Here is a 13,536-nt window from a genome sequence, read left to right on the forward strand (position 1 = left end):
TCTGTTGCTCCGCCCCGCTCTGCCCTGCCCAGCCCGGCTCTGCGATACTCCTCCCTACGGCGCAGTGAAGCCCGCAGGTGGGGCACCTCCCCCAAATCCTTGCCTGCCGACGCCCGTCGTCTGGGTCGTGGATCCGCCCAGACCGGTGAGCCCCGTCGTCGAGGTCGACGTGTCTGTACTTGTCACATCGGTATCGAGGTTCGCCAGGATCACCTCGTCGCCTTCCGCCAGGCCCGTCAGCACCTGGGTGCGTTCCGTTCCCATCGTGCCCACCGTGATCACGGTGCTGTCGGATGTCCCGTCCTTCAGCAGATCGGCCGTGTAGGTGCTTTCGGAGCGGTGCACTGCGGAGGTCGGAATCGTGAGCACGGAATCTCCGTTCGAGACCTGCACGGCGATCTGCGCCGACGCACCGTTCAGCACGGGAACCGAACCGTCGAACGAGAGCGTCACAGTGTAGGAGGGCGTCGAGGAGCTCGACACATCGAGCACGCCGATGCGGCTGACTGTACCGGCGAGGGTCGCGCCCGTGCTGGGCAGGGTGGCGACAGCGACCTGGCCGACTGCGACCTTTGCGATGTTCGCCAAGGAGACGGTCGAATCGACGACATAGCCGTCGGTACCGATCACGGTGATGGCGGCGGTTGTGGAATCAGCGCTCACAGCCGTACCCGTGGTCAGGGAGACTGCGGCCACGGTTCCGGCGGTCGAGGCGGTGAGTGTCGCCAGAGACAGGTTCTGCTCGGCAGCAGTGAGAGCGGCGTTCTGCACGTCGAGTGCAGCCCGGTCGGCGACGATGTCCTCGGCGGACGCAACGGTGGTCGTGGATCCCGTTCCGGTGCCGCCGGCCGCGGAGCCGGAGGGGCCGGTGGTGGTCGCCGAGCCTTGAGTGGCAGCCGTGGAGGTGGGCGTCGAAGTGGAGGTGGAGGTGGTCGAACCGCCGGAGCCAGCGGCGGGAGTGGCCGGGGTTGTGATGGTCGGCGTCGGTGTGGTCGGCGTCGGCGTGGCCGGCGTGGATGCGGACGGAGATGTTGCGTCCGTGTCGACGATGGCGGACTGCAGAGCCTTGACGGCCGAGTTCAGCGTGCCGACGAGAGCAAGCACATCGGACTGAGCCGTCTGGCTCGTCTCCTGCTGGGCCTGGACCGTGCTGATGGCGCTCTGGCAGTCCGCGAGCAGGTCCTGGGCGTTTTGCAATGCGTCTGAGGTGCTGCCGGTGTCCGAGTCGTCACTTTCCAGGGTCGCGCTCGGCGTGGGAGTAGCGGTAGCCGTCGGCGCGGGTGTCTCGGTCGGTGTGGGGGTCGCGGTCGGTGTGGGCGTCTCGGTCGGCGCGGGCGTCGCGGTCGGTGTGGGCATCGCGGTCGGTGTGGGGGTGGGGGTGGGGGTCGAGGTGGGGGTGGGGGTCGAGCCATCCAGGGTGGCCTCGAGGAACGGCTTGCACGTCGTGGTGGAGGCATCGATGCTCGTCTGCGTGGCGGTCAGAGCCATCTGCGCCGCACTACTGTACTGGGCGAGGAGCTTCTGTTGGGCATCCGTCACCGCTGCCGCAGCGGCGACGACCGCAGGGTTCGTCGCCGAGGTTGTGCCCGCCTTCGTGCCAGCAGCAGAACCAGCAGCAGGAGTTGGAGTTGCAGCACCTGTAGAAGTGCTGCCGGATCCGGACGCAGCGGTCGAACCCGTCGAACCCGCAGCGGCCGTCGAGGCGCCGTCAGTCGCTGTGTTGCTCGTCGTGGAGCTGCCGGTCGTCGTTGCACTGGCGGTCTGCGAGGCGAGATCGTCGTCGATGGTCTGCTGGGCCTTCGTCACCGAGGTCTGGGCGTTCTCGATCGCCGACTGCAGATCGGTGGTGTCGAGGGTGGCGAGTTGCTGCCCGGCGGTCACGGTGTCGCCGACTGCCACAGAGACGGCGTTCACCGTTCCCGCCACTGAGAATGCCTCGTCGCGACGCGTTGCGGAGGCGATGGTTCCGGAGACGGCCAGGGACTCGCTCACCGATGCCATCGACGCCACCGCTGTGCGGTAGTTCGTTCCGGCGGGCTGCGCCAGCGCATAGACGACACCCCCACCTGACGCGCAGAGCACAGCCGTGACGGCGGCCCCCGCGATGATCCGGTTGCGACGACGCCGCGCGGCCCGTTGACGGGGAGTGAACGGGGTCGGGGCTACCGGGCTGCCTGCAGCAGCATCGGATGAGACCGTCGCACCCCCAGCACGACCGGAACCGTCATCCCCCTCCGCTTCGCCGAAGTCGAAGGGCGGCGCCTCGTTCATGAACCGCTCGTCGTGGTCGAGCCGTTCGCAGCCGCGCCAGCGCCAGCGCCACCGCGGCGGCCGACCCGGCTCGTGCAGGCGCCGTCCACGGCGGTCGAGACGGTCAGCGACGTGGCGTCGAACCCGCCGGAGGTGTTCGAGGTTCCCTGTGCGGCGACACAGCTCCCCACGGCGAGCGCCGTACTGTCTGCGGCGATGGTCTTCGTGTAGGTGGTGGCCGCGTCGACGATCACGCTCACCGGCGTGGCCGACGCGGTCGGTGCCGAGGCGGTCGGTGCCGGTGCAGTCGGTGCCGTTGCAGCAGAATCGGTCGCGCTCGAGGTTGCCGTCCTGCCCGCGGGCATGGCGGGAACGCTTGCCGTCACGGTGAGCGTGGAACCGGAGACGGCCGTCACCTGTCCGATGGTGAACCCGCCGCGGGCCCCGAACCCACCGGCGGCGCCGGTACCCGTGCCCGCTCCGTCGCTCGGCGTGCCGGTGGGCGTGGTTCCGGATGCTCCCCCGCCGCCTGTCGCACCATTCGGTAGACCGGTGGGAGCCACGCCGTCGGGCGCCGTGCCGCCGGCACCCCCGCCGAAACCGGCGCCCCCGCCGAAACCGCTCGCGCAGGTTCCCTCGACGGCGTCGCTGATGGCGATCGTCGTCGCTGTGATGGGCGCCGAGGCATCGGTCGACGTGGTGGTCGAGGTGCCCGTGGATGAGTCGGCTGCTGCCGTGGCGCTCGTCACACTCACGCAGCTGCCGACCGCGATGTCGCCGAGGGCAGCAGAGACGGTCGATGAGATCGCCGTGCTCGCCGTGTAGCTGACAGCGGTCTGGGTGGAGGTGTCCTGCACCTGGAGGATCGTTCCGCTGGCCGCGGCGATGAGGCCGGAGATTCCACCGCCGCCGAACGAACCGGTGCCACCGGTGCCGGCGCCGACCCGGCCCGAACCGTCAGCGGAGGAGGCGGCCGACGTGTCGGACGATGCGGCGCTCGAGGAGCACGCGCTCAGCGCGAGAAGGGCGCCGAGGGCGAGAAGGGCGCCCACGGGCATCCGGTACCTGCGAAGTGTGCTGTTCATGACTGACTTTCTGTTGAGCGTTGGAGGGGAGCTGAGAGCGAGAGTGCGCGGCTATTCACTGCGCAGCGCATCGATGGGAGCGAGCCGGGCCGCTCGGGTGGCCGGATACACGCCGAAGACGATGCCGATGGCGACCGCGACTCCGATCGACAGCACGACTGCCGGCACCGAGACCACGATCGAGCTGCCGAGGGCGGCCGGCAGGGTGAGGGCCGCGATGATGCCGAGCACTGCGCCGAGCAGACCACCCGAGAGCCCGAGGATCGCCGCCTCGATGAGGAACTGCCGTCGGATCGCCCACGGAGGCGCCCCCAGCGCCTTTCTCAGGCCGATCTCCCTGGTGCGCTCCGACACGGAGACGAGCATGATGTTCATCACGCCGATACCACCCACAAGGAGGGAGAGTGCTGCGACACCGGTGAGCAGCACGGTCAGGGTCTGGTAGATCGCTGTCGCCGTGCCGACGAGGGCGTCCTGGCTGGCGATGGTGAAGTCCGCATCCGCGACATCCGAGAGGGAGTGGAGGTTCGCCAGCAGCGTCTGGGTCTCCTGGTATGCCCCCGAGAGCTGGCCTGCTGAGGCCGCCTGCACGTAGATCGTCGACACACTGTTGCTCGACGTACCGCCGATGAGGCGTGTGGCCGCCGTCGAGAACGGAACGATCGCTATGTCATCGAGGTTGTCCGACGAGCTCGACCCCGCCGAGGAAAGCACACCGACCACCGTGAACGTGCGATCCGAGATCGTCACCGTGCGGTTGACCACGTTCTGCGTGCCGAACAGCTCGTCGGCCGTCTCCGACCCGAGAACGATGTCCGAGGCAGACGCGGCGTTCTCGGCATCGGTGATGAAGGAGCCGTAGGCGATGGTGCGGGAACGCACATCCAGCCACGACGGTGTGGTGCCCGTGACCGTCGTCGTCCAGTTCGTGTCACCGTTCACCAGCGAGAGCGAGGTCGACTTCTCGGCGGCCACCCCGGCGATGTCGGGCGAGTTGACCGTTGAGGCGAGGGCCGCGGCATCCGAGATCGTCAGCGTCGAGCTGGTGCCGAAGCCACCGCGCACACCGGAGGTGTCTGTTGTGCTGCCCGGTGTGACGATGAGCAGGTTGCTGCCGAGCGAACTGATCTGCGAACTGACATCCTTCTGGGTGCCGAGCCCCAGCCCCACGGTGAGGATGACCGCGGCGATGCCGATCAGGATGCCGAGAACCGTGAGCAGCGAACGAAGTGCATGCGAGTGCACCGCCGACCAACTCGTTCGGAACGTCTCCATCCAGCTCATGCGGCGTTCACCTCGTCTGTGACGATCTCGCCGTCGCGCACCCGGACGATGCGGCGAGCGCGTTCGGCAACCTCGATCTCATGCGTGATCAGCACGATCGTGCGGCCGAGCTCATGCAGTTCGTCGAAGAGACCGAGCACATCCCGCGTCGACACGGAGTCGAGGTTCCCCGTCGGTTCGTCGGCGAGGATCATCGTCGGCTCACCGACCAGGGCCCGCGCCACGGCGACACGCTGCTGCTGGCCACCCGACAGCTCCCCCGGCCGGTTCGCGAGCCGGTCGCCGAGTCCCACCCGCTCGAGGGCGCGCTGGGCACGGAGCTTCCGCTCGTCGCGGTGCACCTTGCCGTAGATCATCGGCAGTTCGACGTTCCTCCACGCTGAAAGAGACGGAAGCAGGTTGAACTGCTGGAAGACGAACCCGATGCGCTGGTTGCGGATCTGGGCGAGATCGATCTCGTCGAGGTCGTTCACGTCGTCGCCGCCCAGCCGGTAGGTGCCGCTGGAGAGGGTGTCGAGGCAGCCCAGGATGTTCATGATCGTCGACTTTCCAGAGCCGGATGGGCCCATGATCGCCACGTATTCGCCTTCGACGATCTCGAGGTCGATGCCGCGGAGGGCCTCGAACTCGAGAGAACCCGAACGGTAGACCTTGCGGGCCGCCGCCAGGGCGATGACCGGCTCGGTACTCCCGGATGTCGGCTCGACACGGCTCTGGATGACCGGCTCAACCATTGGCCCCGCCATTCCGCGTCGTGCTGCGCGTGGTGCCGGTGGTGGTACCGCCGGTTCCGCCACCGGCACCGCCGGGGATCGTGCCCGTGCCGCCTCCGGGGAAGGTTCCCGTTCCGCCACCCGGGAACTCGCCGGTCTGGCGACCGGTTCCCGTACCGCCGGTCTGCCCGCCCGTTCCGGTGCCACCGGGCGTGAAGACCGTCACCACGACGCTGTCCCCCTCCGCCAACCCGCTCGTGATCTCGGTGAGGGTACCCACCGTCTCGCCGACGACGACCGGCGTCTTCACCTCTGCACCCTCCGCATCGAGAGTGGTCACCGTGCTCGTGCCGGCAGCCGTCGTCACTGCCTCGCTCGGCACGGTCAGCACGTTCGTGCGACGCTCGTAGACGATGGCTGTCGTGACGGAGACTCCGTCGTAGAGCCCTGCGGGGGAACCGGTGACCGAGACGACCACGGGGTAGGTGACGGCTCCTGAGGTCGCGGACGGCAGGAGGCCGACAGACGCGACCGTGCCGAAGAAGGCCGTGCCGCCGGTGAGCGACAGTTCGACCTGGTCGTCTTTGGCGACGTTGGCGATGTCGGACTCCGAGACGGCCACACTCACCTGCCACGAATCGGTGCTCACGATGGTGAATCCCGAGGTGCTGGCCGTCGTGGTGGTTCCGGATGTCGCCGCCGATGTTCCCGCGGTCGATCCGGCGCCCGTCGTGCCCGCACCCGAAGACGATGACGTCGAGGAACCGGAGGACGATCCCGCCGACACCCTGTCACCCACAGCGACGCCGACGGTCGTCACGAGACCGGCGACCGGCGCGGTGAGCGTTGCATCGGTCACGTCTGTCTCGGCATCCGTCACGGCGGCAGAGGCCAGGTCGACCGACGACTGGTCCGCGGCGATCTGGGCCACAGCCGCGTCGCTCCCGTCGCTGGCAGAGGTCGCATCGGCCAGCTTGGCCTCAGCCGTTGCGAGGGTGGCCTTCGCCTGCAGCAGCGCCGCGTCGACAGTCATCGTGTCGACGGTGGCGAGCGCCTGCCCCGCCGTGACGGTCTGGCCGGCGACCACGTTCACCGCGGTGACGGTGCCCGAAACGGTGAAACCGGCTGTCTGCTGCACCGTCGGGGTGAGTGTTCCCGTTGTCGACACACTCTTCTCCATGGTCTGGAGGCTCGCCTGCACGGTGCGGGTGACCGGCGCCTGGGCGGCCTGGGAGGAGGAGGCCGGCATGGCGAAGCCGAACCAGTAGACCGATCCGGCCGCAATCAGCAGGATCAGAGCCCCCGATATGACGAGGGTGCGCCTGCGCATCCGCGAGACGTAGTTCGTAAGCTTCATTTTCTCCGTAGCCACCTTGATCGTGCGCGGGCTGCGCCTCACAGTGAGAGTAGGAACTCCGGCTATCGCGATCATTGGACGAAGCTATCGATCCGCCATCAGCTCCGACGCCCGACTCAGCAGAATGTGGAGACGTGCTGCACATTTCTGCCCTGTGAGCGAGAGGACGGGAACGATTCCGACCGCGCCCGCGTTGTACCTGTCATGTCGACTCCGCTCTCCATCCTTGACCTCGCCCCCATCGCACCCGGCGAGACCGTGCGCGACAGCATCGCGAACAGCGTCGCCCTGGCGCAGGCCGCTGAGAAGGCGGGCTACCGCCGTGTCTGGTACGCCGAGCACCACAACATGCCCACCATCGCATCGAGCGCCACGAGCATCCTGATCGGGCATGTCGCGGCACAGACCTCGACCATCCGGCTGGGTTCCGGCGGCATCATGCTCCCGAACCACGCCCCGCTGACGATCGCCGAGCAGTTCGGCACCCTGGCGAGCCTCTACCCCGGCCGCATCGACCTGGGGCTCGGGCGTGCACCCGGCAGCGACCAGGAGACCATGCGCGCCATGCGGCGTGACGCGATGTCGTCAGACCGGTTCCCCGAAGACGTGCTGGAGCTGCAGGCCTTCCTCGCCGGCGAGTCCCGCATCCCCGGCGTGCAGGCCGTTCCCGGCGCCGGAACGAACGTGCCGCTCTACATCCTCGGATCCTCGCTCTTCGGCGCTCAGCTCGCCGCAATGCTCGGACTGCCGTACGCCTTCGCCTCCCACTTCTCCCCCGACGCCCTGCACGAGGCCGTCGCGATCTACCGCCGCGACTTCAAGTCTTCCGCCCAGCTCGACGAACCGTATGTGCTCGCCGGCGTGAACGTGATCGCCGCGGACGACGAGGCGGATGCCCGGCACCAGTTCGCCGTCACCCGCCGGGCGAGGGTTCGCGGCATGCTCTCGCGCGGCCCGGCCGGCACCGAGTACTCCGACGAGCAGGTGGACGCGTTCCTCACCACTGCTAGCGGGCGCGGTATCGCCAACATGATGCGCTACTCGGTCTCGGGGACTCCGGATGAGGTGCGGAACTTCCTCGAGGAATTCGCCGCATCGGCCCACGCCGACGAGCTCATCGTGGCGCACCAGTCGCAGGACATCGCCGCCCGGCTGCACTCGGTCGAGCTGACGGCCGGTGCGATGCAGCTCGCCTCGGTCTGACCCGCTGCGGAAAAGTGATCAATATTCACTGACCTCACGGTTATTGCCTTTGTCATCACTATGATGACAAAATGGAAATAGGGAACAGCGCACGCAAGCACGGCATCGAAGACGCCGACATTGCCCACGCGATCCGGCGAACACACCGATGAAAGATGGTCGGCACCTCAGGAACATCGGCAATGCCCTCTCCGCACTGGACAATGCGGAAGCGGATCTCCGTCGGGCTGTCAGCCGGGCACGAGCCGCCGGTGATTCGTGGGAAGCAATAGGACTGGTTCTCGGAACTTCGCGGCAGGCCGCGCACCGCAAATACGGGCGGGCCTGAAAGGAGCTTCTGGGCGGCAGGCTCTGGACGCTGTCTGCGGCGGGGCGCACAATGGTGCCATGCCCGAGTTGCCCGAAGTCCACGCTCTCGTCACCGATCTGGGCGCGAAGCTCACGGGGCGGACGGTGGCTCGCTTCGATGTGCTCTCGTTCGCTGCGCTCAAGACGTTCTCCCCGCCGGCCTCCGCCCTCGAAGGCCAGCAGGTGCTCGGAGTCGCTCGGCACGGCAAGTTCCTCGACCTCCAGATAGGCGATCTGCATCTCGTGATGCACCTGGCCCGCGCGGGCTGGATCCGCTGGCGCGAGGGGCCGCCGCCGCCGGCGAGCGGGAGGCCGGGCAAGAGTGCCCTGGCCGCGCGCCTGGTGATGCAGCCCGACGACTCGGGCCTCGACATCACGGAGGCGGGCACCAAGAAGAGCCTCGCGATCTACCTGGTGAACGAGGTGGCCGAGGTGCCCGGGATTGCCCGGCTGGGGCCGGATCCGCTCGACCCGGCGTTCACTGAGGACGTCTTCGCGCGCATCCTCGAAGCGGCGGGTCGAGCCCAGATCAAGGGGGTGCTCCGCAACCAGTCGAACATCGCCGGCATCGGCAATGCCTACTCCGACGAGATTCTGCACACGGCACGGATGTCGCCGTTCAAGCCCGCTTCGATGGAGGCCGACGAGGTGGCAGAGCTCTACGCTGCCCTGCAGCTGACGCTGAGGGGCGCACTTCAACGCGCCGACGGGCTCGCCGCCTCCGAGCTGAAGAAGGAGAAGAAGCTCGGAATGCAGGTGCACGGTCGCACCGGCGAGGCGTGCCCGGTCTGCGGTGACACGGTGCGCCAGGTGATCTTCGCCGACTCGACCCTGCAGTACTGCCCGACCTGCCAGACCGGCGGCAAGATCCTCGCCGACCGGGTGCTCTCCCGGCTGCTGAAGTAGAACGGCTGCCGAAGTAGAACAGCTGCCGCGCCGGCCTCAGCGGTGCGACAGCCTCCGCGCCACCGCGCTCGCCACCAGCTGCACCATCTGCACGATGACGATCAGAATGATGATCGTCGTGAACAGGTAGGAGTTGTCGTACCTCTGGTACCCGTACCGGATGGCGATGTCACCGATGCCACCCGCACCGATCGTGCCCGCGATCGCCGAGTAGTTCAGCAGGGAGATGACCGACGTCGAGAGTGCGAGCACGATGCTCGGTCGCGCCTCGGCGAGCAGCACCTTCCAGATGATGGTGCCCCGCGTCGCACCCATCGAGCGGGCCGCCTCAACGAGGCCGGTGTCGACCTCCCGGAGCGCGATCTCCACCAGCCGGGCGAAGAACGGAATGGCGGCGATGGTCAACGGCACGGCTGCCGCCGTCGGCCCGATGAACGTGCCGATGATCAGCCGAGTGAACGGGATCAGCACCACCATCAGGATGATGAACGGCAGCGAACGCCCGATGTTCACGATGAAACCGAGCACCGCGTGGATGATCGCTCCGAGCCGCCGCGATCCGAAGGGCGCCTCGTAGACGCCTCCCTCATCGGTCGACACCAGCAGCACACCCACCAGCAGCCCGAAGACGATCGTGAAGACGAGAGCGATCCCGATCATCTGGAACGTCTCGCCGATGGCCTTCGCCAGGATCGGGATCATGACGCCCCAGTTGATGTTCACAGCGCCCCCTCCAGAACCTCGACGTACAGCCCGCTGTCCTTCAGCCGGGCGATCGGTACAGCGTTCGACTCCACGCTTCCGGGCAGTTCGAGCCGCATCCGGCCGACGCGATGGTCGCTCACGACCTCGACGGCAGCGCCCAGGATGTTCACGTCGATGCCGAACTCCCGCGACATCCGACCGACGATCGGTTCATCGGCCAGATGCCCGGCGTACATGATCTCGATCACCGTGTTGCCCGGTTCACCGCGGCTCTCGCCCAGCGGGAAGAGCGCGTGGGCGATCTTCGATTTCGGCGTGTTGAGCAGGTCGATGACGTTGCCCGACTCGACGATGCGTCCGCCTTCGATCAGTGCGGCCGACGTGCAGATGCGCTTGACGACCTCCATCTCGTGGGTGATCAGCATGATCGTCACGCCGAGCGTGCGGTTCAGCTCCTTCAGCAGCTGCAGGATCGAGTCTGTCGTCTCGGGGTCGAGCGACGAGGTGGCCTCATCGCTCAGGAGCACCTTCGGATTGCCGGCGAGCGCCCGGGCGATGCCGACGCGCTGCTTCTGCCCGCCGGAGAGCTGCGAGGGGTAGGCGGATGCCCGGTCCCCGAGCCCGACGAGGTCGAGTACTTCGGCCGACCGGGCCCGGCGCGCGGCCCGGTCGACACCCGTGATCTCGAGCCCGAACTCCACGTTCTCGGCGACGGTGCGGGACGACAGCAGGTTGAAGTGCTGGAACACCATCCCGATGCCGTGCCGGGCGACCCGCAGGTCGGCCTCGCCGAGCGTGGTCAGATCCTGCCCCGCAACGGTGATCGAGCCGCTGGTGGGCCGTTCGAGCAGGTTGACGCAGCGCAGAAGCGTCGACTTGCCTGCTCCGCTCTGCCCGACGACGCCGAAGATCTCGCCGTCGGCGACCGTCAGATCGATGCCTTTCAGGGCCTCGACGGTCGTGCCTCTGGCGTTCCGCGGCGAGTAGGACTTGTGGAGGTCGGTAATCGTGATCACAGTATTAGGACGCAGGTCCGCTCGCCGGGATGACCAGGCCCTTGTACTGGGCGGTGATCCAATCCTGGGTCTGCTTCGAGGTCAGCAGCTCGTAGAGCTTCTGCACAGCCGGATCGTTCTCGTGCCCTTCCTTGGCGGCGAGGAGGTTCGTGTAGAGCGTGCCGTCGACATCCTCCTTGAGGATCTGCTCGTCACCGGTGAGGCCGGCGGGCAGGGCGAAGCTGAGATTCGCAATGCCCGCGACGTTCTCATCGAGGGCCCGGGGCAGGGTCGCCGCATCCAGCTCCTGGAACACGAGGTTCTTCGGGTTGGTCGCGATGTCGCCGACGACGCCGGTCGCGCCCTCGTTCAGCGTGATGAGCCCCGCCTTGGCGAGCAGGTTCAGCGAACGGAGCTCGTTGGTCGGGTCGTTCGGGATGCTGACGGTGTCGCCGTCCTTGATGTCGTCGACGCTCTTCACCTGCTTCGAGTACAGCGCGAGGGCCGGGAAGTAGACCTTGCCGACCGGGGCGATGTGCGTGCCGTTGTTCGTGTTGAAGTTCTTCAGGAACGGCAGGTGCTGGTAGAGGTTCGCATCGAGCGAGCCGTCTTCGAGCGCGGTGTTCGGTGTGGTGTAGTCGGTGAACGAGGTGACCTGGATGTCGAGCCCGGCGGCCGCGGCCTGCGACTGCTCGACGTAGTTCAGGATGTCGTCGCCCGGGAAGGTCGAGCCGACCCGGATGGTGGTCACGCCCCCCGCAGTGGCGCCGACAGCGGCATCGGACGAACCCGAGGACGACGAGCATCCGGTGGCGCCGACGACGACTGTCGACAGGATCGCTGCGGCTATCAGGAACTTCTTGGAACGCATGGGGTTCTCTCCAGAGGGGAAGGCGGGGGGTGCGGCCTCAACCCTAGGAGACCCGCTGGAACGGGCCTAAAGCAGGCCCGGCATGCTACGCAATGTGACGCTGACCGGCAGCGCGCGGCGGCCCGACCCGGAAGAATCGGGGCATGCCCCGACCCCTCCACTTCTCTGCGTTCGTGATGAACACGAACTCGCACATCCAACACGGTCTCTGGCGCCACCCCACCGCCCAGCAGGCCGACTTCAACGACGTGAACCTCTGGATCGGGCTCGCGAAGACGCTCGAGGCCGGCGGCTTCGACACCATGTTCTTCGCCGACGTGGTGGGCCTCTACGGCCCCGTCAACGGCTCGTACGAGGTGAACGCGCGGGAGGGACTACAGATCCCGTCGAACGACCCCTCTGTGCTGCTCTCAGCGCTCGCGGTGAGCACAGAGCACCTCGGGCTGGCGTTCACGAGTTCCATCGTGCAGTCGCACCCCTTCGACTTCGCCCGTAAGGTCTCGACGCTCGATCACATCTCGAACGGCCGGATCGGGTGGAACGTCGTGACCAGTTCGCTCGAGAACGCCGCTCGCAACTTCGGGATGGACCGCCTCATCGAGCACGACGAGCGCTACCGCTGGGCCCAGGAGTACATGGATGTCGTCTACAAGCTCTGGGAGGGCTCGTGGGATGATGGCGCGCTGCTGAAGGACAAGGCGAGCGGGGTCTACGCCGACTACACCAGGATCCACAAGATCAATCACTCCGGCGAGCGCTACCAGGTGGAGGGGCCGCACCTGCCCTCTCCCTCGGCGCAGCGCACGCCGGTGATCTTCCAGGCCGGATCCTCCCCCGCGGGCCGGGCGTTCGCCGCGCGCAATGCCGAGGCGCAGTTCATCCTGTCGCCCACACCCGAGATCGCTGCGGGAGACATCTCTGCGACCCGGGCACTGGCGGTGGAGTACGGCCGCCAGGCCTCGGACATCCAGTTCTTCCAGGGCCTCACCTTCGTGATCGGCAGCACCGAGGAGGAGGCGAAGCGCAACGAGGCCGAGATCGACGAGTACATCTCGACCGACGGATTCCTCGCACACATCAACCTCGGCCTCGACCAGGCCACCGGGGTTCCCCTCGACCCCGACATGCCCCTGAAGGACATCAAGCACGAGGGCGGCTTCTCGCACACCAAATGGCTCCGCGAGGCATCCCCCGACCGCGAACCGACGGTGCGGGACCTCGCGAAGATCACCGCGAAGGTGCGCGGCCGCTTCGTGGGCACGCCCGAGCAGATCGCCGACCGGCTCGAGGAGTTCCAGCGGGCCGGCGTCGACGGCATCAACGTGATGAACTGGACCCTCCCGAACTCCTACCAGCTGTTCATCGACGAGGTCATGCCGACGCTCCGCCGCCGCGGGCTCGCCAAGGAGGAGCCCGTGGCGGGCACCCTGCGGCAGAAGCTGTTCGGCCACGACCAGCTTCTGCCGACGCACTACGGGCGCCAGTTCCGCGGGGCGTTCTCGGGCAATCACTGAGGGCAGTGAGCATGAGTGAAGATGCCGCGCCGGGGGTCCCGCCCGGGAGGAGCTGGGCCGATCCTCGCCCCATAGCGGGTCGGATCGCCCCAGCTCCTCCCGAGCGGGGTGTCGCGAACGGGTCCGGCATGGGGAAACGATGCGGACGCATCCTCCGCCGCGCAGGCCGGGCGCTTCGCCGACGTGTTCGCGGACATCGCCGACGGAGCCGTGCGGAGGGACCTCGAACGTGAGCTCGCCCACGACGCCGTGAGGCGCTGAAGCGATCCGGGTTCACAGCCTTCCGCGTTCCGGTCGAATACGGC

The 13,536-nt window shown here is 67.6% G+C and carries 11 protein-coding genes; 3 read left to right on the forward strand and 8 right to left on the reverse strand.

What is annotated here, in order from left to right; all coding sequences use genetic code 11:
• Positions 1 to 54: 54 nt before the first annotated feature.
• Genes B7R21_RS20150 through B7R21_RS13220 form a run of 5 tightly spaced genes read right to left on the reverse strand, consistent with a single transcriptional unit; the run spans position 55 to position 6,689 of the window.
• Positions 55 to 2,271: an HlyD family efflux transporter periplasmic adaptor subunit gene (locus B7R21_RS20150; RefSeq protein WP_172592172.1), complete on the reverse strand. Its 2,217-nt coding sequence runs from the start codon at positions 2,269 to 2,271 to the stop codon at positions 55 to 57.
• Positions 2,268 to 3,335: a hypothetical protein gene (locus B7R21_RS13205; RefSeq protein WP_116283726.1), complete on the reverse strand. Its 1,068-nt coding sequence runs from the start codon at positions 3,333 to 3,335 to the stop codon at positions 2,268 to 2,270. The genes B7R21_RS20150 and B7R21_RS13205 overlap by 4 nt, the downstream gene beginning before the upstream one ends.
• Before the next feature lie 51 nt (positions 3,336 to 3,386).
• Positions 3,387 to 4,619: an ABC transporter permease gene (locus B7R21_RS13210; RefSeq protein WP_116283727.1), complete on the reverse strand. Its 1,233-nt coding sequence runs from the start codon at positions 4,617 to 4,619 to the stop codon at positions 3,387 to 3,389.
• Positions 4,616 to 5,353, reverse strand: a complete 738-nt coding sequence (locus tag B7R21_RS13215; protein WP_216364232.1) for an ABC transporter ATP-binding protein — start codon at positions 5,351 to 5,353, stop codon at positions 4,616 to 4,618. Before B7R21_RS13215 ends, B7R21_RS13210 begins: the two co-directional genes overlap by 4 nt.
• The gene (locus B7R21_RS13220; RefSeq protein ID WP_172592173.1) at positions 5,346 to 6,689 is read right to left on the reverse strand and encodes a biotin/lipoyl-binding protein; all 1,344 of its coding nucleotides are present in this window, start codon (positions 6,687 to 6,689) and stop codon (positions 5,346 to 5,348) included. Before B7R21_RS13220 ends, B7R21_RS13215 begins: the two co-directional genes overlap by 8 nt.
• A gap of 204 nt (positions 6,690 to 6,893) precedes the next feature.
• Between B7R21_RS13220 and B7R21_RS13225 the strand changes: the two genes are divergently transcribed.
• Entirely contained in the window at positions 6,894 to 7,892 is a 999-nt protein-coding gene (locus B7R21_RS13225; RefSeq protein WP_116283730.1) for an LLM class flavin-dependent oxidoreductase, read from the forward strand.
• Positions 7,893 to 8,279: 387 nt separating this feature from the next.
• A complete protein-coding gene (locus B7R21_RS13235; RefSeq protein WP_116283731.1) occupies positions 8,280 to 9,146 on the forward strand; it encodes an Fpg/Nei family DNA glycosylase in 867 nt (288 codons plus the stop codon).
• Positions 9,147 to 9,182: 36 nt separating this feature from the next.
• Here B7R21_RS13235 and B7R21_RS13240 read toward each other — a convergent pair whose 3' ends face one another.
• Genes B7R21_RS13240 through B7R21_RS13250 form a run of 3 tightly spaced genes read right to left on the reverse strand, consistent with a single transcriptional unit; the run spans position 9,183 to position 11,717 of the window.
• Entirely contained in the window at positions 9,183 to 9,869 is a 687-nt protein-coding gene (locus B7R21_RS13240) for a methionine ABC transporter permease (protein WP_253259811.1), read from the reverse strand.
• On the reverse strand, positions 9,866 to 10,867 hold the full coding sequence (locus B7R21_RS13245) for a methionine ABC transporter ATP-binding protein (protein WP_116283732.1): 1,002 nt from the start codon (positions 10,865 to 10,867) through the stop codon (positions 9,866 to 9,868). The genes B7R21_RS13240 and B7R21_RS13245 overlap by 4 nt, the downstream gene beginning before the upstream one ends.
• A 4-nt stretch (positions 10,868 to 10,871) precedes the next feature.
• Positions 10,872 to 11,717 (reverse strand): MetQ/NlpA family ABC transporter substrate-binding protein, encoded by an 846-nt coding sequence (locus B7R21_RS13250; RefSeq protein WP_116283733.1) that lies wholly within the window; start codon positions 11,715 to 11,717, stop codon positions 10,872 to 10,874.
• A 143-nt stretch (positions 11,718 to 11,860) separates the two neighbouring features.
• Here B7R21_RS13250 and B7R21_RS13255 point away from each other — a divergent pair, with 143 nt between their 5' ends.
• Positions 11,861 to 13,231 carry an LLM class flavin-dependent oxidoreductase gene (locus B7R21_RS13255; protein WP_116283734.1) on the forward strand — a complete coding sequence of 457 codons (1,371 nt, stop codon included), beginning with the start codon at positions 11,861 to 11,863 and terminating at the stop codon, positions 13,229 to 13,231.
• The last annotated feature ends 305 nt before the right edge of the window (positions 13,232 to 13,536 follow it).

This window comes from Subtercola boreus, assembly GCF_003399625.1.
Lineage (GTDB): Bacteria > Actinomycetota > Actinomycetes > Actinomycetales > Microbacteriaceae > Subtercola > Subtercola boreus_C.

Coding starts and splice junctions, on each gene's coding strand:
- B7R21_RS13215 (WP_216364232.1), bottom strand. CDS start 5,353: ATGGTTGAGCCGGTCATCCAGAGCCGTGTCGAGCCGACATCCGGGAGT.
- B7R21_RS13235 (WP_116283731.1), top strand. CDS start 8,280: ATGCCCGAGTTGCCCGAAGTCCACGCTCTCGTCACCGATCTGGGCGCG.
- B7R21_RS13225 (WP_116283730.1), top strand. CDS start 6,894: ATGTCGACTCCGCTCTCCATCCTTGACCTCGCCCCCATCGCACCCGGC.
- B7R21_RS13210 (WP_116283727.1), bottom strand. CDS start 4,619: ATGAGCTGGATGGAGACGTTCCGAACGAGTTGGTCGGCGGTGCACTCG.
- B7R21_RS13255 (WP_116283734.1), top strand. CDS start 11,861: ATGCCCCGACCCCTCCACTTCTCTGCGTTCGTGATGAACACGAACTCG.
- B7R21_RS13205 (WP_116283726.1), bottom strand. CDS start 3,335: ATGAACAGCACACTTCGCAGGTACCGGATGCCCGTGGGCGCCCTTCTC.
- B7R21_RS13220 (WP_172592173.1), bottom strand. CDS start 6,689: ATGAAGCTTACGAACTACGTCTCGCGGATGCGCAGGCGCACCCTCGTC.
- B7R21_RS13250 (WP_116283733.1), bottom strand. CDS start 11,717: ATGCGTTCCAAGAAGTTCCTGATAGCCGCAGCGATCCTGTCGACAGTC.
- B7R21_RS20150 (WP_172592172.1), bottom strand. CDS start 2,271: ATGAACGAGGCGCCGCCCTTCGACTTCGGCGAAGCGGAGGGGGATGAC.